This window comes from Pseudomonas sp. FSL W5-0203 (assembly GCF_001896155.1).
GTDB classification, from domain to species: Bacteria; Pseudomonadota; Gammaproteobacteria; order Pseudomonadales; family Pseudomonadaceae; genus Aquipseudomonas; species Aquipseudomonas paracarnis.
Window position 1 is genome coordinate 65,304 of record NZ_MPOR01000017.1, and the last position, 18,222, is coordinate 83,525.

Sequence of the window (18,222 nt, forward strand, 5' to 3'; positions counted from 1 at the left end):
CCTATGGTTAAACCAGGATCAGGTTGTCGCGGTGAACCAGTTCCGGTTCCGCCATATAACCCAAGAGTCCGACAATGGCGTCGGAGGATTGTCCAATAATCTTCTGTGCTTCCAGGGCGCTGTAATTGGCCAGGCCGCGCGCGATCTCGCGACCGTCTGGCGCAACGCACACCACCATCTCGCCACGGCGGAAGCTGCCCTGTACCAACTTCACACCCACCGGCAGCAGGCTCTTGTTGCCCTGGGACAAGGCCGATACGGCTCCCGCGTCCAACACCAAGGTGCCACGGGTTTGCAGATGCCCGGCCAGCCACTGCTTGCGCGCGGCCAACATGCCGCGTTCCGGCGACAGCAGCGTACCAATGCGCTCACCGGCCTTGAGGCGATCCAGCACGCGCTCCAGGCGCCCGCCGACGATGATGGTGTGGGCACCGGAACGCGCGGCCAGGCGAGCGGCGCGCAGTTTGGTCTGCATGCCACCGCGGCCCAGGGCACCGCCGACGCTGCCGGCGACCGCATCCAGCGCCGGGTCGTCGGCGCGGGCTTCGTAGATAAGCTGGGCATCGGGGTTGTTACGCGGGTCGGCGTCGAACATGCCATCGCGGTCGGTGAGGATCACCAACAGGTCGGCCTCTACCAGGTTAGCCACCAGGGCGGCCAGGGTGTCGTTGTCACCGAAGCGGATTTCGTCGGTGACCACGGTGTCGTTCTCGTTGATGACCGGGATGACCTTGAGCTCCACCAGCGCGCGCAAGGTGCTGCGGGCGTTGAGGTAGCGCTTGCGGTCGGACAGGTCGTCGTGGGTCAGCAGCACCTGCGCCGTGTGGCGACCGTGCTCGGCAAAGCTGGACTCCCAGGCTTGCACCAGGCCCATCTGGCCGATGGCGGCAGCGGCTTGCAGTTCGTGCATCGCGCTGGGTCGCGCGGTCCAGCCGAGACGGCTCATCCCGGCGGCAACCGCTCCGGACGACACCAATACCAACTCAACGCCTGCCTCATGCAAGGCCACCATCTGCTCGACCCAGACGCTCATGGCTGCGCGGTCCAGACCCTTGCCATCCGCCGTCAACAGCGCACTGCCGATTTTCACGACCCAGCGCTGCGCACCTGTCACTTTGCTCCGCATCATCTTCAACCTTAGAGTGAGGGCCGCGCGACCCAGCGCTGCCCATAACGTTATACCCGGATACCAAAACGCCGCTCCAGGGAGCGGCGTTCAAGTTTATCGCAACGGATCAGTCACGCACGTAAATGATTTCCGGGCCATCTTCATCATCCACGTCTTCTTCGTCCCAATCATCGTCGCCGATGTCGTGGACTGACTTCACGCCGCTGCGGCGCAGGGCGCGCTGGTCGTCCAGGGCCTGCAACTGGGCACGGGCTTCGTCTTCGATCTGCTGGTCGAGTTCGGCGAGTTCGGCCTTGTACACCGGGTCGGCCGCCAGGCGGTCGGCACGGTCTTCCAGGTAACGCATGATGTCGCGGGTCAGGCGCTCGGTGCCTTCTTTGGCGATGGCCGAGATGACGTAGACCGGGCCTTCCCACTCCAGGCGATCAACGATCTCCTTGACGCGCTCTTCGTGCTCTTCTTCAAGGATCTGGTCGCACTTGTTCAGTACCAACCAGCGATCGCGCTCGGCCAGGGCCGGGCTGAACTTGGTCAGTTCGCTGACGATGACTTCGGCGGCATCGGCGGCACTGGTGTCATCCAGCGGTGCCATGTCGACGAGGTGCAGCAGCAAACGGGTACGGGACAAGTGCTTGAGGAAGCGAATACCCAGGCCCGCGCCGTCGGAAGCGCCTTCGATCAAGCCAGGAATGTCGGCGACTACGAAGCTTTTCCAGCGGTCTACGCTGACCACGCCCAGGTTTGGCACCAGGGTCGTGAACGGGTAGTCGGCCACTTTCGGCTTGGCGGCCGATACCGAACGAATGAAGGTACTTTTACCCGCGTTCGGCAGGCCCAGCAGGCCCACGTCCGCCAGTACTTTCATTTCCAGCTTCAGGTCGCGCTGCTCGCCCGGCTTGCCCGGCGTGGTCTGGCGTGGTGCACGGTTGGTACTGGACTTGAATCGGGTGTTACCCAAACCGTGCCAGCCGCCCTGCACAACCATCAGTTTCTGGCCGGCCTTGGTCAGGTCGCCAATCACTTCCTGGGTCGCGGAGTCGATGATCGTGGTGCCGACCGGTACGCGCAGTACCAGGTCTTCACCTTTTTTACCGGTGCAGTCGGTGCTGCCGCCGTTGGAGCCACGCTCGGCATCGAAGTGCCGGGTGTAACGGTAGTCGACCAGGGTGTTGAGGTTTTCGTCGGCCATCATGTAGATGGAACCGCCGTCACCGCCGTCACCGCCGTTCGGGCCACCGTTTTCGATGAATTTTTCGCGACGGAAACTCATGCAACCGTTACCGCCGTCGCCTGCTTTTACTCGGATGGAAACTTCATCAACGAACTTCATAACAAAACGCCTCTCGCCGCATGGACGAGCTTAAGAAACCAAGACATAAGACTCTTGCAAAAATGAGCGCAGCGACCTCAATCAGCGACCGCAAACCAGCGCCTGAGCTCATCACAGACAGCTTTGCAAGAGACTCACTCCACAAACGAAAAAGCCCCGTCGCAAGACAGGGCTTTTCCAGCGATCTCGCAATTAAGCTGCGACAACGCTCACGTAACGGCGGTTGAACGCGCCCTTTACTTCGAACTTGATCACGCCTTCGATTTTAGCGAAGAGGGTGTGATCTTTACCCATGCCAACACCGTAACCGGCGTGGAATTGGGTGCCGCGCTGACGCACGATGATGTTGCCCGGAATGATTTTCTGGCCGCCATACATCTTCACGCCAAGGCGTTTGGCTTCTGAGTCGCGACCGTTACGGGTACTACCACCAGCTTTTTTGTGTGCCATGAGTCAATTCTCCTAGTGAGGAATTAGGCTGAAATTAAGCCTGAATACCGGTGATTTTGATCTCGGTGTACCACTGGCGGTGGCCCATACGCTTCATGTGGTGCTTACGACGACGGAACTTGATGATGCGGACTTTATCGTGACGACCTTGGGAGATCACTTCAGCCACAACGGTAGCGCCAGCAACAACTGGAGCGCCGATGTTCACGTCATCGCCATTGGCGACCAACAGAACGCGATCAAAAGTAACGGATTCGCCAGTAGCGACTTCCAGTTTCTCGATCTTCAGGTATTCACCTGGGGCGACTTTGTATTGCTTGCCACCAGTAACAATTACTGCGTACGACATGGTATTTCTCCGATAATCCTGCTCACCCAGCGCTTTATAAGAAGAGGTATTGGCTGGCATGGCTGCATGGGATGGACGTCCCGAATGCAATTGCGTAAGGCAGGTGCTGCCCAGGAAGTTCAGGGTGCGCGATTGTACGCAAGCTATGGGAGGCTTGCAAGGGGCCGTCTATCGCGCCTTGACACCCGGGGGTCAGGGTCCTAGCATGCCGCGCAACCCTTCTGGAGCGACTGTCGCTGATGCAACCCCAAGCTTTCTACCGCGCGGTCGCGGACGATTTTAGCGCCGTCGACGGCATCATCAAACAGCAGCTGACGTCTAAAGTGCCGCTGGTCTCCAAAATTGGCGACTATATTACGTCGGCGGGCGGCAAACGCCTGCGTCCTTTATTAGTGTTGCTGTGCGGCAAGGCCCTGGGCCGCCAAGGCGATGACCTGCGCCTGCTGGCCGCCACGATCGAATTCCTGCACACCGCCACCTTGCTGCATGATGACGTGGTCGACATGTCCGGCATGCGCCGTGGTCGCGAGACTGCAAACGCGATGTGGGGCAATGCGCCCAGCGTGTTGGTGGGCGACTTCCTGTATTCGCGCTCGTTCGAAATGATGGTCGAGCTGGGCTCGATGCCGGTGATGAAGATTCTTTCACAGGCCACGCGCATCATCGCCGAAGGCGAAGTGTTGCAGCTGTCCAAGGTGCGCGACGCCAGCACCACCGAAGAAACCTATATGGAAGTAATTCGCGGCAAAACCGCGATGCTCTTCGAAGCCTCTACCCACAGTGCTGCCGCGCTGTGTGGCGCCACCGCCGAACAGGCCGAAGCCCTGCGTACCTTTGGTGATCATCTGGGCGTGGCGTTCCAACTGGTGGATGACCTGCTCGACTACAAGGGCGACGCCGAAACCCTGGGCAAGAACGTCGGTGACGACCTGGCCGAGGGCAAGCCGACCTTGCCGCTGATCTACACCATGCGCGAAGGCACGCCGGAACAGGCCGCCTTGGTGCGCAAGGCGATCCAGAAAGGCGGGATCGAAGACCTGGAAGCCATCCGTGCCGCTGTAGAAGCTTCGGGTTCCCTGGAGTACACCGCGCAACTGGCGCGTGACTACGTGGCGCGGGCGATCACATGCCTGCAAGCGCTGCCGGCCAGTGAATACCGGGATGCCCTGGTTGAGCTGAGTGAGTTTGCGGTCGCCCGTACTCACTGATTCCGCGCTGTTTAATGTGGGAGCTGGCTTGCCTGCGATGACTGGAGTGAACTCACTGCCGCTATCGCAGGCAAGCCAGCTCCCACATTAGGACGAGTCCAACCCCATCCGCGTTTAAAACCCTATATAATGTGCGACTTTTAGCCATCCCTGACTTTCTAGGAGCTTTAGTGAGCACGTTGCCTCCCTGCCCGAAATGCAATTCCGAATACACCTACGAAGACGGCGCCCAGCTGATCTGCCCGGAATGCGCCCATGAATGGTCCGCCACTGGCGAGGCCGAAGTGGCTGGTGATGAAACCGTGAAGAAAGACGCTGTGGGCAATGTCCTGCAGGACGGCGACACCATCACCGTGATCAAGGACCTCAAGGTCAAGGGCACTTCCCTGGTGGTCAAGGTCGGCACCAAGGTCAAGAACATCCGCCTGTGCGACGGCGACCACGATATCGACTGCAAGATCGACGGGATCGGCCCGATGAAACTCAAGTCCGAGTTCGTACGCAAAGTCTGATCCTGCTGCATTCCATCCCGCGCCCGCCGCGGGATGGCGTTTCGCCCTCTGCGTTGATCGAACGCAATACCCACACAGAAAAACCCAGAAACTGCCAATAGACGCTTGCTATTCTACGAATAAGAATTATTCTCATTGAAACCCATCAAGGAGAACGACCATGACTTATTTGATAGATGCCTGGCTGGATCGCCCCCACCCTTACCTGCGAATCCTGCATCGGGAAACCGGTGAAGTCTGTGCGGTGCTTGAGGAAGAAGCGCTGAACGAGCTACAGGACCAAGGCGATCTGGACGTGAATGGCCTGAGTTCCAGTGAGCCTGGGGTGCTGAAGGAGGTGGTAAGGAATCTGTTTCTGTTCTGCTATGCACGCGCGTTGCGCCCGGCGACCGACTTGAATGGCAAGTTCCATCCATGAAGAAACTGGCAAATGCCTGTTGGGGCGAACGCGTTCGTCCCAACAGGTAATCAGCAGGTCTTACAGAACGTCGAGCAGCTCGACGTCGAATACCAGAACGCTGTGCGGCGGGATGCTGCCAACGCCTTGAGCGCCGTAAGCCAGTTCGCTCGGCACGTACAGGCGCCATTTGCTGCCGGCATTCATCAGTTGCAGGGCTTCGGTCCAGCCGGCGATCACGCCACCCACCGGGAATTCCGCAGGTTGGCCGCGCTCGTAGGAGCTGTCGAACACAGTGCCGTCGATCAGGGTGCCGTGGTAGTGGGTGCGCACTTGGTCTTCACGGGTCGGCTTCGCGCCGGTACCGGCGGTCAGCACTTCAAATTGCAGGCCGGAAGCCAGGGTGGTGATGCCATCACGCTTGGCGTTTTCTGCCAGGAAAGCCAGGCCAGCGCCCGCAGCAGCTTCAGCCTTGGCAGCGGCTTCGGCTTGCATGATTTCGCGGATTACTTTGAAGCTGGCTGCCATTTGCTCTTGGTCAACACGGCTTGGCTGGCCTGCAAACGCGTCGGTCAGACCGGCCAGGATTGCGTCCAGGCTCACGCCCGGTGGCGGGTTGTCGCGCAGTTGGTCGCCCAACTGACGGCCGATACCGTAGCTGACGCGGGTTTCGTCGGTGGACAGATTAACTTCGGACATGAAGAGGCTCCGCTGTAGGACACCACGGTTTCCCGCGCTGCCCAGAACTAAAAGGGCCCGCAGACTAGCACACAAGAGCGGCCCATGATCAGCCCCACCCCGGCATCGCATTAGCGTGCCGATGGCCCTTCGTCGCCCGGCAATAAAAGTATTTCAGAATTGTCCCTTGCCGCCGATACAGCCCTACACATCTTGGCTGGCTCAAACAACAACACACCGTCCAGCAGACAGACATCACTCTTCAAGGAGCTTTCGATGAACAGCTGGTTCGGTAACATCAGCGTCAATCTCAAACTCGGCCTGGGCTTCGGCCTGGTGTTGGTCCTCACTTCAGTCCTGGCGCTCACGGGCTGGACCAGCCTCGGCGGCTTGATCGACCGTAGCAATTGGATGAGCGATATCACCCAGCTCAACGCCTCGCTGACCAAGCTGCGCATCGTGCGCTTGCAATACATGCTGGCCAATGGCGACGAAGCCGTGGCGCAGAACGTACAGACCAGCCTCGATGCCTTCGCCGCTCAGCAACAGAAGCTGCTGGATAGCTTCAAGAGCCCGGAAAACCTCAAGCTGCTCAATGACCAGAAAGCCATCATTACCGCCTACCGCCAGTCCTTGAACAAAATGCGCGAGGCCTACCGCAATGGCAACGCTGCGCGCGACGTCATGGGCGCCAAGGCCGATATCGCCAACGCGCAAATCAATGCGCTGCAAACCAGTGTGCAACAGGCGCCGGATAGCCCGGAACGCTTCACGCAATTTCTGGCCGTGACCCAAGCCAAGAATGAGTTCCAGCAAGCTCGCTACGAAGTGCGCGGCTATACCAATAGTCCCAACGCAGAAACCGAAGCCCGCGCTGCGGCGCAACTGGAAAAAGCCGTCGCCGGTTTGAAGGACCTCAGCGCGGCGTTCGGTACCGGTCAGCAAAGCGCATTGTCGGCCCTGGAAACCGCCCTCGGTGCCTACCGCAGCGCCGTGCAGAGCTACAAGGCAGCCAACGCCAACATCGTCACCGCCCGCGCCGAAATGACCACCCAGGGCGCCGATATCGTGACCATCAGCGACAAGCTGTACGACATTCAACTGGAACGTCGCGACGCTGAAAGCACCCAGGCCCGCAGCCTGCAATTGATCAGCACCTTGCTGGCTTTGCTGGTTGGCGTAATTGCCGCCTGGGTCATCACCCGACAGATCACCCGCCCGATCCAGGACACCCTGGCGGTGGTAGAGCGCATCGCTTCGGGCGACTTGAGCCACAACATCCAGGTAACCCGCCGTGATGAGCTGGGCGTGCTGCAACAAGGCATCCAGCGCATGGGCACGACCCTGCGCGAGTTGATCAGCGGCATCCGCGATGGCGTGACCCAGATCGCCAGCGCCGCTGAAGAGCTATCGGCCGTAACCGAGCAAACCAGCGCCGGGGTAAACAGCCAGAAGATCGAGACCGATCAGGTCGCCACCGCCATGCATGAAATGACCGCCACCGTGCAGGAAGTTGCGCGCAATGCCGAGCAGGCGTCCCAAGCCGCCTCCGACGCCGACGGCCAGGCCCGCGAAGGCGACAAGGTGGTGGCCGAAGCCATCGCCCAGATCGAACGCCTGGCGGCTGAAGTCGCCCGCTCTACCGACGCCATGACGCACCTGCAACAAGAGAGCAACAAGATCGGCAGCGTGATGGACGTAATCAAGGCGGTGGCCGAACAGACCAACCTGCTGGCCCTGAACGCCGCGATTGAAGCCGCGCGTGCCGGTGAGGCCGGGCGTGGCTTCGCGGTGGTCGCCGACGAAGTACGCGGCCTGGCCCAGCGTACACAGAAATCCACCGAGGAAATCGAAGGCCTGGTGGCCGGCTTGCAGAACGGCACCCAACAAGTGGCCAGCGTGATGAACAACAGCCGCAGCCTCACCGACAGCAGCGTCGAACTGACGCGCAAGGCTGGGGTATCCCTGGAAAACATCACCCGCACCGTGTCGAATATCCAGTCGATGAACCAGCAGATTGCAGCGGCCGCCGAACAGCAAAGCGCCGTGGCGGAAGAGATCAGCCGCAGTATCGTGAATGTGCGGGATGTGTCCGAGCAGACCGCGACTGCCAGTGATGAGACGGCCAAGTCGAGTGTGGAACTGGCTCGATTGGGTAGCCAGTTACAGCAGATGGTCAGTCATTTCCGGGTTTAAAAAACCAAAAAAAGCCGCCTCAATTTAAGCCGAGGCGGCTCCACTTCTCAGACCTTATTGGTCATCAAAGCTGTCCCGCAGGAATGTCCACACGTGATAAACACGTAAAGCATTCACTACGAGGTTCCACGTACGTCGTGCAAACTTAGACATACTCGGCCCTCCTAGAGTTGGGCCTTACCTCCAGCGCACTTACCGGAACACGTGAGCCTTTGGACGCGGGTCAATGCGTCCTTTGAGGTGGCCGGGCTAGTAGGCCTTCCGCATCAATCCGGCACGGATTACTAGCCCGTGGCGGTCAGTCCAGAATTCGCGCGCGTACCCGGCCCCCCAAAAGCGACAAACGCAGAACGGGGAAGATCCTAACCAACATTCCCGTCTAAGGTGTGTCTAACAGTGGTCAAATATCCAGTATCGCCGATAGATTCATTGCAAGCTTTTGCAGTCAAAATCAGGCAAGAGAAAGATGCCTAAAGGATCCATGCCGGCCATCGTTCCGTCTTGCGTGACGACGTGACCGGCAGTTAGTATCCACCTGCGGGTCAATGCGTCCTTTGAGATAGCAAACCCCAGCCACTCACTGGGTTTGCAATAAAAAACCGCCCTACTAAGGCGGTTTTTTTTTGCCTGCCATTTACCCTTCAGACCTCGCTGTCCTCGACAAACACCAGCCGATTCCCAAACGGGTCACGGATACTCATCTCCCGCGAACCCCAGGGCGTGTCCTCAACCCCAGGCTTGGCATATCGGTACTCTTTGCCCAGCAACTGCTGCTGATACGCATCGACCCCTTGGGCCTGAATTCGCACCGCCGCCCCCGGCGAAGCATCACCATGATGCTCGGACAAATGCAGCACGCACTCCCCCAGCGAGACCTGAAGGTACAACGGGAAATTCGCCTCGAAACGATGCTGCCAATCGACCTTGAACCCCAGGAAGTCGACGTAGAATTCCAAGGCTTTGACCTCGTCAAAAATCCGCAGAATGGGGACGACTTTTCCTAAGTGCATGGCGACAGCTCCGTATAAAAGAAGCCCCACTATAGAGCCGTAAACCCACCACGCAAATCCCCGCTACGCGCCAGGAACCGGCCTGCTCTCGCGCCGTTCGCCTGCCCATCGCGATAGCTCAATACGCCATTGACCCACACGCCATCAATCCCTTCAGCTGCGCGCTGCGGTGCGGTGAAATCCGCCACATCCCGCACCCGCAGGGGGTCGAACAACACCAGGTCAGCCCAGTAGCCTTCACGGATCTCGCCACGCTCGGCCAGCCCAAAGCGCGCCGCCGACAAGCCGGTCATCTTGTGCACCGCCGTGTGCAAAGGGAACAAGCCGACATCCCGACTGAAATGCCCGAGTACACGTGGGAAGGCCCCCCACAAGCGGGGATGAGGAAACGGGTCTTCAGGCAAGCCGTCCGAGCCCACCATCGACAACGGATGCGCAAGGATGCGCCGGACGTCGGCTTCATCCATCCCGTAATACACCGCCCCTGCCGGCTGTAAACGGCGAGCGGCCTCCAACAGCGAAACGTTCCACTCGCCAGCGATGTCCTGCAAATCGCGCCCGCCCATGTGCGGGTGCGGTGTCGACCAGGTGATGGTGATGCGAAACGCGTCGGTGACCTGTTTGAGGTCCAGGGTCGAGGAACTGGCAGCATAGGGATAGCAATCACAGCCCACCGGATGATTTTCCGCTGCAGCTTGCAGAGCCGCCAACAACTGCGGACTGCGCCCCCAATTACCGGCACCCGCGCATTTAAGGTGGGAAATAATCACCGGCACCCTGGCATGTCGGCCGATCAGAAACGCCTCATCCATTGCCTCCAGTACCGGCTCGAACTCGCTGCGCAAATGCGTGGTGTACACCGCACCGTAGGCCGTCAGTTCTTCAACAAGCTGCAACACCTCATCAGTCTCGGCGTTGAATGCGCTGGCGTAGGCCAGGCCTGTGGATAACCCAAGGGCACCGGCCTCCAGGCTCTCTTGCAACTGCACGCGCATGGCCGCGATTTCATAGGGCGTGGCGGTGCGATGCAGGTCATCCATATGGTTGCTGCGCAGCGCCGTGTGGCCGATCAGGGCGGCAACGTTCACTGCCGGATCGGCGCCTTGCACTGCGTTGCGATAATCGCTGAACCGCGGATAACAGAACTGCTCACGCTTGCCCAATAAGTTCATTGGGTCCGGCGGGTCGCTGCGCAAACTCACCGGCGAGGCGCTGATGCCACAGTTGCCGACAATCACCGTGGTCACGCCTTGGCTGAGCTTGGGCAGCATCTGCGGCTGGCGGATCACCACCGTGTCATCGTGGGTGTGCACGTCGATAAAACCCGGCGCCAATACGCGGCCATGGGCGTCGATGACTTGCTCGGCCCGGGCTGTGGACAAGTCGCCAATCGTGCGGATGCGCCCTGCGTGCACGCCCACATCGGCGACATACCCTGGGGTGTTACTGCCATCGATGATCAGCGCCTGGCGAATCAGCGTGTCGTACGTCATATCAGTCTCCAAGCGGCAGGCTGTCAGGGCCGCCGCGGTAATCATCCAGGGCCAGCTTGATCCGGCGCAGGCGTTCCTGGTTGTCGTCCGGCAGGGCCAGCGCCAGCTCGGTGGCGAGCAGGTCGATGGCCAGCAGCATGCCGTAGCGGGCGGCGGTGGGTTTGTAGATAAAACTGGTTTCCGCCGGTTGCAGCGGCAGCAGGACATCCGCCAATTCGGCCAGGGGAGAGTCCGCGAGGGTGATGGCAATGATCCGTGCGTCGTAGTTGCGCGCCAGTTTCACCACATCCAGTAATTCAGGTGTGCGGCCGGTGAGGGAACAGACAATCAAGGCATGTTGCGGGCCCAGGGTCGCGGCCGTGACGCGCATCATCACCGGGTCATGGCAGGCCGCAATCGGGTAGCCCAGACGCACCAGGCGCACCTGCAATTCATCGCTGCACAGGCTGGAGGGGCCGCCCATGCCGAACGCATGAATCATCCGCGCCTTGCCCAGCAAACTGACCGCATCGACAAAGCTGTGCTGGTTAAAACCTGACAAATGCTGGCGCAGCGTCGCTTCGATATCGCCCAGAATTTGCCGATGAAAGGCCGACTGTTCCGGCAACCCCGCCGGGTCCAGGAAGCGGCTGCCCACACCACTGGCCTGGGCCAGCTGCAGGCGCAAATCGCGCAAGTCACGGCAGCCAACGCTGCGGGCAAAACGCGACAAGGTCGCGGTGCTGACCTCGGCCCGCTGGGACAACGCCTCCAGGCTGGCCGAGGCGGCAAAGCCCACATCTTCAAGCATCAACTTGGCGATACGCCCTTCGCCGGCGCTGAACGAGTCCTGGCGGGCGCGGATCTGGTAGAGGATGTCCATGCAGGCTCCGGTTATAGAATCAGGCTCATAACACCAGGGACAAGCCGTAGGTCAGACCGAAGGCGACCAGCGAAATCAGGGTCTCCAGTACGGTCCAGGTCTTGAAGGTCTGGATGACCGTCATATTGAAGTATTCCTTGATCAGCCAGAAGCCGCCGTCGTTAACGTGGGAAAAGATCACCGAGCCCGCACCAGTCGCCAGCACCAGCAATTCAGGGTGTGGATAACCCAGGCCCAAGGCGACCGGCGCGACCACCCCGGACGCGGTGGTCATGGCCACCGTGGCCGAGCCGGTGGCGACGCGCATCAACGCGGCGAACAGCCAGCCCATCACCAGCGGCGACAACTGGAACGCATGAGCCAGGCCAAGGATTTCATGGGTAACACCAGCGTCCACCAGGATGCGATTCAACCCACCGCCCGCGCCCACCAGCAAGGTAATGCTGGCGGTCGGCGCCAGGCATTCGTTGGTGAACTTGAGGATCGACTCGCGGTTGAAGCCCTGGGCCAGGCCCAAGGTCCAGAAACTCACCAGGGTCGCCACCAACAGGGCGATCACCGAGTTGCCGATAAACAACAGGAACTGGTTGAAACCGCTGCCCGGCGTAGAAATCACGTTGGCCCAGCCGCCGATCATCATCAACACCACCGGCAACAGGATGGTGCCCATAGTCAGCGCAAAGCTGGGCAGGCGCGTACGCGGTTCACGCTCGATGAACTGACGCTCCAGCGGGTTTTGCGCCGGCAACTGAATGTGCGGCACGATGAACTTGGCGTAGACGGGCCCGGCAATGATCGCCGTGGGGATGCCAATCAGGATCGCATACAGCACCGTTTGCCCGACCGAGGCGTTATAGGCCAGCACCGCCATCATTGCCGCCGGGTGCGGCGGCACCAACGCATGCACCACCGACAGGCCAGCGACCATCGGCAGCCCGACCATCAGGATCGACACGCCCACGCGCCGCGCCACGGTAAAGGCAATCGGCACCAGCAACACAAAGCCGACTTCGAAAAACAGCGGCAGCCCCACCAGGAACGCGATACACACCATCGCCCAGTGGGCATTGCGCTCACCGAAGCGGTTGATCAGCGTGCGCGCCACCTGCTCGGCGCCACCGGACTCGGCCATCATCTTGCCGAGCATGGTACCCAGCGCCACCACCAGGGCGATATGCCCCAGGGTCTTGCCGACACCCGCCTCGTACGAACCCATGATGGTGTCCGCCGGCATTCCGGCCATCAGCGCCAGGCCGATGGACACCAGGGTAATCACGATAAAGGGGTTGAGTCGGTAGCGTGCAATCAGCACGATCAATGCAATGATGGCGATGGCAGCGTATGCCAACAGCCCGAAGCCCGGTGATGCGGCCATGCGGTACTCCTCGGAAAGGGTCACGTCGAATTGGTTGTGAAACTCATAAATCATTCCCGAGGAGCATTTTCAATTTTTATGAAAGTAATTTTCGCCCACGGATAAGCGCTGTCGCTTGGGGATATGCCCGACGTGGGTGGATGAAAATTCGGAGGGTGTTCTTACATGAAGATCAGTGAAGGCGGAAACTCAAACGCCGCCCTTGAGTCATAGACTGCGCATCCATTGCCCAGGAACCCGATCATGATTCGCACCACAATTGCCGCCAGCGTCCTGCTCTTGTGCAGCAGCGCTTATGCCGCCGACAACCCTGCCTTGAAAAAATGCATGGACAGCGCCAATACCACCGCCGACATGGTCAATTGCAACGCCAGGCAAACCAAGGTGCAGGACGACCGTCTGAACCGTGCCTACAAAACCGCCCTCGCCGCCCAGGAAGGCCCGCGCAAACAGCAACTGCAAGACGTGCAGCGCCTGTGGATCAAATACCGCGACGCCAATTGCGCCTTCGCTGGCAGTGCCACCGGCGGCACCCTTGATCAGGTCAACGGCTCCGGCTGCGTGCTGGACATGACCCAAACCCGCGCCCAGGAACTGGAAGACCTGGTAGGGCCATAACCGCGACCTCGCATCCTGTAGGAGCGAGCTTGCTCGCGAAAAACCCGAGAACGCCGCGCAGTATCAGAATCCCCGCGTTATCGTTGTCGATTTTCGCGAGCAAGCTCGCTCAGTCGTGGTGAACCTTGGCGCGCTTGAGCAGTTTTTTGCAGCGCTCGGATAAATGCAGCACACGCAAATGCTTGCCGGCCTTGGTGTAGCGCTCGCGCAGGGTCATCAGGGCGGCAATCGCCGAATAGTCGACAAAGCTCAGGTGACGGCAATCCAGCGTGACCTGAGCCGGGTCGTTGGCCGGATCGAACTGATTCAAAAACGGCGTGGTTGAGGCAAAGAACAACGTGCCATGCAGCCGATAGAGCTTGCTGCCATCAGCCTCCAGATGTTCATCGGCGTACAGCTCGCGCGCCTGCTGCCAGGCGAAGTTCAGCGCGGCGATAACGATACCGCACAGCACCGCAGTGGCCAGGTCGGTGAACACCGTAATGATCGTCACCGCCATGATCACCAGCACGTCGTTGAGCGGCACCTTGTTGATCACCCGCAGCGACGCCCAGGCGAAGGTCTGTTGCGACACCACAAACATCACCCCCACCAGCGCCGCCAGCGGAATACGCTCGATCAGCGGTGACAGAAACAGAATGAACAGCAGGATCATCACCCCGGCAAACACCCCGGAGAAACGCCCGCGCCCGCCGGAGCTGAGGTTGATCACGGTTTGCCCGATCATTGCGCAACCGCCCATGCCGCCGAACAGGCCCGAGACCATATTCGCCGCGCCCAGGGCCATGCTTTCACGGTCGGGGTAGCCACGGGTCTCGGTGATTTCGTCGGTGAGGTTGAGGGTCAGCAGGGTTTCCAGCAGGCCGACCATCGCCATCAGGAACGCGTAGGGCGCAATGATGCCGAGGGTGTCCAGGGTCCAGGGAATCTGCGGCAGGGCGAAGGTCGGCAAGCCACCGGCGATATGTGCCATATCGCCCAACGTGCGGGTCGGCAGGCCCAGCAGGTACACCGCCAGACCAACGCCAAGGATCGCCACCAATGCGGGCGGCACGGCGCGGGTCAGGCGTGGCAGCAGGTAGACAATCGCCATGGTCACCGCCACCAACCCCGCCATCACATACAGAGGCGTACCGCTGAGCCACTGTTCGCCGCTCTTGAAATGCTCCAGTTGTGCCAGCGCAATAATGATCGCCAGGCCGTTGACGAAGCCGAGCATTACCGAATGCGGCACCATGCGCACCAGCTTGCCCAGGCGCAGCAGGCCGAAGACGACCATGATCAACCCGCCCAGCAGTACCGTCGCCAGCAGATATTCCACGCCGTGTTGCACCACCAGCGCAACGATCACCACCGCCATCGAACCGGCGGCGCCCGAGACCATGCCCGGGCGGCCGCCGAACAAGGCGGTGAGGGTGCAAATGATGAAAGCACCGTAGAGGCCCATCAGCGGGTTGAGGTGGGCCACCAGGGCAAAGGCGATGCATTCGGGCAGCAAGGCGAAAGACGTGGTGAGGCCGGCCAGGGCGTCGGCGCGCAGACGGGTGAGGTTCATGGAGTACCAGGGAATTGCGGGGGATAAGGCGGGGAATGGTACGGAATTGCGTCGGGTGGGGCTAGTGAAGTGTCAGCTCCGAGGTACCGAGTCGCCTCTTTCGCAGGCAAGCCAGCTCCCACATTTGATAGGGGTCACACCTTAAAAATGTGGGAGCCGGGCTTGCCCGCGATGGCCACGCCGCGGTGCTAAGCGAACATCAAATCATCTCGTTGCGAATCCACTCCACCACCGACGTACGCTTCGGCGCCCAGCCCAACAGTTCACGAGCGTGTTTACCGCGCACGCGGCTGTTGGAGCCCAACCCGTAATTGGCCATTTCATACCCCCACTCGGCCTCAGCATCGGCCAATGGCCAATCCTGTGGTTTGCCCAGGTTCAGCGCTTGGGCAATCGCCGTGGTCATGTCGATAAACGCCGCTTCGCTGCTTTCCACAAAGTAGAAAGTACCCGGAACGTTTTTGGTCAGCGCCAGCAGATACAGGGCGACCACATCTTCAATATGCACGTTGGACCAGATGTTCTGCCCGCTGCCCACATGGCGCACTACCCCGCTTTTGCGCGCCTGCTTGAGCAAGCGCGGCAATTGCACGCTGTCACGCTTCACGCCCAGGCTGTGGCCGTAGATCAGGGTGTTGCAGATCACCGCCGAATTGATGCCGTCAGTGGCCGCCGCGAGGATCAGGTTGTCGATAGCCACGCGGGCAGCCTTGTCGACGGTCGGCTCAGGCAGATTGCTTTCGAAGTAGATGACCTCACTGGCCTTGCCGCCCGACGCATCACCGACAATGCTCGACCCGCTGGTATGCAGGAACGGCTTGTTCGAGCCTTTCAAGGCGGCCAGCAAGGTTTCCACAGCGGCGCGATGGTCGCTGCTGGCGGCGTTGATCACCGCATCGGCCTTCTGTGCCTGCTCGGTCAATACGGTTGCGTCGTCGAGGGTGCCGATCACCGGCGTAATGCCCAGGGCGGTCATTTCGGCGGCTTGTTCGGCGCTGCGCACGAGGCCGGTGACGTGATGGCCGGCGTTGACCAGGCCGGTGGCGATCGAACCGCCGATAAACCCTGCTGCACCGGTAACGAATACATTCATGGAGGTTGCTCCTGACTGGGTAAGTGATGCGCCCAGTATCCAGCTCCCACTGCTGCCGAATAAGCCCGTGCGGCCCAATTCACTCTTGCGCTCAGGTCACGAATCAGCGCGCATAGCGCGCCAGCTTGGCCTGAATAAAGTCCAGGAAACACTGGATGCGTAGTGCCAATTGCGAGTTGCGATAGAACACCGCGTGGATCGGCTGGCGATAACCGCTGTTGGACGCCTCCAGCATGGGCACCAGGCGGCCGGCGTCGATGTCAGCGACGGTCATGAAATTCGACAGGCAACAAATGCCCTGCCCCTGCAGCGCCAACTGGCGCACGGTTTCGCCACTGGACGCGCTCACACTGGGCTGGATCAGCCAGCGGTCACCTTCGCCGTGACGCAGCGGCCAGTGGTTGAGGGTCTCAGTGTGGGTGAAGCCCAGCAAGGTGTGATCAGCCAACTCGGCAACGGTCGTCGGCGTGCCGTACTGCTTGAGGTAGTCGGGGCTGCCCAGGACATGCAGCGGCGTGCTGCCCAGGAACCGCGCATGCAGGGTCGAGTCGGCAAGGGCGCCGATGCGAATGGCGATGTCGGTGCTTTGCTCCAGCAGGTCGATGATCAAATCATCGCTGTTGAGCTCCAACTGGATATCCGGGTAGAGGCTGCGAAATTCGGCGATGTACGGCACGATCCCATGCAGCATGAACGGCACGGCGGCGTTGATACGCAGGCGCCCGGCCGGCTTTTTCTGGCGCGAGGACAGGTGCTCTTCCAGCTCATCCATCTGCGCCAGGATCAGCTTGGCCTGCTCGAAGAAGTACTTGCCCTCTTCGGTCAGGTCCATGCGCCGCGTGGTGCGGTTGATCAAGGTGGTGTCGAGCTTGGCTTCCAGGCGCGACAAGGTGCGGCTGACTGCCGATGGCGTTTGCCCGACCTTTTCGGCGGCGGCCGAAATCGAGCCGCATTCAATCACGCTGACGAAGATCTGTAGCTCATCGGAACGGGCTTTCACGGGCGGTCCTTCATTTATCGGCTGACACGTGCCCGCTCATTATTAACCAGCCAGCAACAAATGGCCTCCCAGCAACGCCATGCCGGTGAAAAATCCACGTTTGAACCACAGCGCACTAATGCGTCGGCGCACCACCTGACCCAGCCACATCCCTAGCAATGCCGGCACCAACGCCAGCAATGACGCGCCCATTTCACCGCCGCCCAGCACACCGCGCCAAGCCAGCCCGGCGGCAAGTGCCAACGTCGATACGGTGAACGACAGCCCCAGCGCCTGCACCAACTGGTCACGGCTCAAGCCCAGCGCCTGCAGGTACGGCACCGCAGGGATCACGAAGACACCGGTGGCCGAGGTAATGATGCCGGTGATCACCCCGCACATGGGGCCCAGCCAGCGCTCGGTTCGGGGCGCGACCTTGAAGGTCGGCAGGAATAACCCGCTCAGCGCATACACCAGTAAAGCCGCGCCCAGGGCACGCACCACCCAAGGTCCGCTACCCATGCCTAGCCACAAGGTGCCCAACCCGGTGCCGAGGAAAATCAGCAACAGCATCGGCCACAGGCGTTTGAGCAAGGCACCCAAGTGCCCGCCAAAGGACAGTTGCCACAGGTTGGTCACCGTCGAAGGAATGATCAGCAATACCGCAGCCTGCGCCGGCAGCATAGCCAGGCCAAGCATGCCCATGGCTACAGTGGGCAAGCCCAGGCCGATGACGCCCTTCACCGTACCGGCCAGCAGGAAGGTAGTGATGACCAGCGCTGTCAGTGCGGGACCGAGGTTTTGGTAGAAGGAGAGGAAGGCATTCATGCATCGATTGTGCAGGGCTGGAGAGTGGCTGAAAATTCGCCATATACTGAGCCAGCCTCTTGTTTTGCGTGAGGCTGATGACGCTATCGCAGGCAAGCCAGCTCCCACATTTGGAATTGTGAATACATTCAAGTGTGGGAGCTGGCTTGCCTGCGATGAG

18 protein-coding genes and 1 pseudogene are annotated in these 18,222 nt (G+C 60.5%); 6 read left to right on the forward strand and 13 right to left on the reverse strand.

Going from position 1 to position 18,222, the window contains the following annotated elements:
* Nucleotides 1-7: 7 nt before the first annotated feature.
* The 4 genes from proB to rplU all read right to left on the reverse strand — a co-directional run bounded on the left by proB (nt 8) and on the right by rplU (nt 3,258).
* On the reverse strand, nt 8-1,126 hold the full coding sequence (gene proB / locus BOP96_RS16530) for a glutamate 5-kinase (protein WP_019817476.1): 1,119 nt from the start codon (nt 1,124-1,126) through the stop codon (nt 8-10).
* 109 nt (nt 1,127-1,235) lie between these two features.
* Complete coding sequence (cgtA, locus tag BOP96_RS16535; protein ID WP_003194084.1) at nt 1,236-2,459, reverse strand: Obg family GTPase CgtA; 1,224 nt, start codon at nt 2,457-2,459, stop codon at nt 1,236-1,238.
* Between the two features lie 192 nt (nt 2,460-2,651).
* Nucleotides 2,652-2,909, reverse strand: coding sequence for a 50S ribosomal protein L27 (rpmA, locus tag BOP96_RS16540; protein WP_003176049.1), 258 nt, complete (start codon nt 2,907-2,909; stop codon nt 2,652-2,654).
* Between the two features lie 34 nt (nt 2,910-2,943).
* On the reverse strand, nt 2,944-3,258 hold the full coding sequence (gene rplU, locus BOP96_RS16545) for a 50S ribosomal protein L21 (RefSeq protein WP_007950961.1): 315 nt from the start codon (nt 3,256-3,258) through the stop codon (nt 2,944-2,946).
* 239 nt (nt 3,259-3,497) lie between these two features.
* On the opposite strand from rplU, the gene BOP96_RS16550 reads away from it, so the two are divergent.
* The 3 genes from BOP96_RS16550 (at nt 3,498) to BOP96_RS16560 (ending at nt 5,396) form a co-directional block, all read left to right on the forward strand.
* Entirely contained in the window at nt 3,498-4,466 is a 969-nt protein-coding gene (locus BOP96_RS16550) for a polyprenyl synthetase family protein (RefSeq protein WP_014719891.1), read from the forward strand.
* Nucleotides 4,467-4,636: 170 nt separating this feature from the next.
* Nucleotides 4,637-4,978: a zinc ribbon domain-containing protein YjdM gene (locus BOP96_RS16555; RefSeq protein ID WP_014719892.1), complete on the forward strand. Its 342-nt coding sequence runs from the start codon at nt 4,637-4,639 to the stop codon at nt 4,976-4,978.
* Between the two features lie 160 nt (nt 4,979-5,138).
* Nucleotides 5,139-5,396: a PA4570 family protein gene (locus BOP96_RS16560; RefSeq protein ID WP_005791321.1), complete on the forward strand. Its 258-nt coding sequence runs from the start codon at nt 5,139-5,141 to the stop codon at nt 5,394-5,396.
* A gap of 60 nt (nt 5,397-5,456) precedes the next feature.
* On the opposite strand, the gene BOP96_RS16565 is transcribed toward BOP96_RS16560, so the two are convergent.
* Nucleotides 5,457-6,074, reverse strand: a complete 618-nt coding sequence (locus BOP96_RS16565) for an FKBP-type peptidyl-prolyl cis-trans isomerase (RefSeq protein ID WP_014719893.1) — start codon at nt 6,072-6,074, stop codon at nt 5,457-5,459.
* A gap of 390 nt (nt 6,075-6,464) precedes the next feature.
* Here BOP96_RS16565 and BOP96_RS30895 point away from each other — a divergent pair.
* Together BOP96_RS30895 and BOP96_RS30900 are read left to right on the forward strand one after the other, a co-directional pair.
* Nucleotides 6,465-7,346, forward strand: a pseudogene (locus BOP96_RS30895) (methyl-accepting chemotaxis protein); the annotation flags it as partial.
* A 198-nt stretch (nt 7,347-7,544) separates the two neighbouring features.
* On the forward strand, nt 7,545-8,249 hold the full coding sequence (locus BOP96_RS30900) for a methyl-accepting chemotaxis protein (RefSeq protein WP_370874670.1): 705 nt from the start codon (nt 7,545-7,547) through the stop codon (nt 8,247-8,249).
* A 641-nt stretch (nt 8,250-8,890) separates the two neighbouring features.
* Here the strand turns inward: BOP96_RS30900 and BOP96_RS16575 are convergent.
* Genes BOP96_RS16575 through BOP96_RS16590 form a run of 4 tightly spaced genes read right to left on the reverse strand, consistent with a single transcriptional unit; the run spans nt 8,891 to nt 13,043 of the window.
* A complete protein-coding gene (locus tag BOP96_RS16575) occupies nt 8,891-9,259 on the reverse strand; it encodes a glyoxalase superfamily protein (protein WP_014719894.1) in 369 nt (122 codons plus the stop codon).
* Between the two features lie 29 nt (nt 9,260-9,288).
* Nucleotides 9,289-10,752, reverse strand: coding sequence for an N-acyl-D-amino-acid deacylase family protein (locus tag BOP96_RS16580; RefSeq protein ID WP_020302506.1), 1,464 nt, complete (start codon nt 10,750-10,752; stop codon nt 9,289-9,291).
* A gap of 1 nt (nt 10,753) precedes the next feature.
* Nucleotides 10,754-11,614 carry a MurR/RpiR family transcriptional regulator gene (locus BOP96_RS16585; protein ID WP_014719896.1) on the reverse strand — a complete coding sequence of 287 codons (861 nt, stop codon included), beginning with the start codon at nt 11,612-11,614 and terminating at the stop codon, nt 10,754-10,756.
* Between the two features lie 25 nt (nt 11,615-11,639).
* Complete coding sequence (locus BOP96_RS16590; protein WP_020302507.1) at nt 11,640-13,043, reverse strand: GntT/GntP/DsdX family permease; 1,404 nt, start codon at nt 13,041-13,043, stop codon at nt 11,640-11,642.
* A gap of 189 nt (nt 13,044-13,232) precedes the next feature.
* On the opposite strand from BOP96_RS16590, the gene BOP96_RS16595 reads away from it, so the two are divergent.
* Nucleotides 13,233-13,607 carry a lysozyme inhibitor LprI family protein gene (locus BOP96_RS16595; RefSeq protein WP_014719898.1) on the forward strand — a complete coding sequence of 125 codons (375 nt, stop codon included), beginning with the start codon at nt 13,233-13,235 and terminating at the stop codon, nt 13,605-13,607.
* Nucleotides 13,608-13,716: 109 nt separating this feature from the next.
* On the opposite strand, the gene BOP96_RS16600 is transcribed toward BOP96_RS16595, so the two are convergent.
* The 4 genes from BOP96_RS16600 to BOP96_RS16615 form a co-directional block, all read right to left on the reverse strand.
* Nucleotides 13,717-15,162, reverse strand: a complete 1,446-nt coding sequence (locus tag BOP96_RS16600) for a SulP family inorganic anion transporter (protein ID WP_014719899.1) — start codon at nt 15,160-15,162, stop codon at nt 13,717-13,719.
* Nucleotides 15,163-15,361: 199 nt separating this feature from the next.
* Entirely contained in the window at nt 15,362-16,255 is an 894-nt protein-coding gene (locus BOP96_RS16605; protein ID WP_073453373.1) for an NAD-dependent epimerase/dehydratase family protein, read from the reverse strand.
* A 103-nt stretch (nt 16,256-16,358) separates the two neighbouring features.
* Entirely contained in the window at nt 16,359-17,255 is an 897-nt protein-coding gene (locus tag BOP96_RS16610; RefSeq protein ID WP_073453375.1) for a LysR family transcriptional regulator, read from the reverse strand.
* Nucleotides 17,256-17,297: 42 nt separating this feature from the next.
* Nucleotides 17,298-18,062, reverse strand: coding sequence for a sulfite exporter TauE/SafE family protein (locus BOP96_RS16615; protein WP_073453377.1), 765 nt, complete (start codon nt 18,060-18,062; stop codon nt 17,298-17,300).
* Nucleotides 18,063-18,222: the final 160 nt, after the last annotated feature.

Coding starts and splice junctions, on each gene's coding strand:
- proB (WP_019817476.1), bottom strand. CDS start 1,126: ATGCGGAGCAAAGTGACAGGTGCGCAGCGCTGGGTCGTGAAAATCGGC.
- cgtA (WP_003194084.1), bottom strand. CDS start 2,459: ATGAAGTTCGTTGATGAAGTTTCCATCCGAGTAAAAGCAGGCGACGGC.
- rpmA (WP_003176049.1), bottom strand. CDS start 2,909: ATGGCACACAAAAAAGCTGGTGGTAGTACCCGTAACGGTCGCGACTCA.
- rplU (WP_007950961.1), bottom strand. CDS start 3,258: ATGTCGTACGCAGTAATTGTTACTGGTGGCAAGCAATACAAAGTCGCC.
- BOP96_RS16550 (WP_014719891.1), top strand. CDS start 3,498: ATGCAACCCCAAGCTTTCTACCGCGCGGTCGCGGACGATTTTAGCGCC.
- BOP96_RS16560 (WP_005791321.1), top strand. CDS start 5,139: ATGACTTATTTGATAGATGCCTGGCTGGATCGCCCCCACCCTTACCTG.
- BOP96_RS16565 (WP_014719893.1), bottom strand. CDS start 6,074: ATGTCCGAAGTTAATCTGTCCACCGACGAAACCCGCGTCAGCTACGGT.
- BOP96_RS30900 (WP_370874670.1), top strand. CDS start 7,545: ATGACCGCCACCGTGCAGGAAGTTGCGCGCAATGCCGAGCAGGCGTCC.
- BOP96_RS16575 (WP_014719894.1), bottom strand. CDS start 9,259: ATGCACTTAGGAAAAGTCGTCCCCATTCTGCGGATTTTTGACGAGGTC.
- BOP96_RS16580 (WP_020302506.1), bottom strand. CDS start 10,752: ATGACGTACGACACGCTGATTCGCCAGGCGCTGATCATCGATGGCAGT.
- BOP96_RS16585 (WP_014719896.1), bottom strand. CDS start 11,614: ATGGACATCCTCTACCAGATCCGCGCCCGCCAGGACTCGTTCAGCGCC.
- BOP96_RS16590 (WP_020302507.1), bottom strand. CDS start 13,043: ATGATTTATGAGTTTCACAACCAATTCGACGTGACCCTTTCCGAGGAG.
- BOP96_RS16595 (WP_014719898.1), top strand. CDS start 13,233: ATGATTCGCACCACAATTGCCGCCAGCGTCCTGCTCTTGTGCAGCAGC.
- BOP96_RS16600 (WP_014719899.1), bottom strand. CDS start 15,162: ATGAACCTCACCCGTCTGCGCGCCGACGCCCTGGCCGGCCTCACCACG.
- BOP96_RS16605 (WP_073453373.1), bottom strand. CDS start 16,255: ATGAATGTATTCGTTACCGGTGCAGCAGGGTTTATCGGCGGTTCGATC.
- BOP96_RS16615 (WP_073453377.1), bottom strand. CDS start 18,062: ATGAATGCCTTCCTCTCCTTCTACCAAAACCTCGGTCCCGCACTGACA.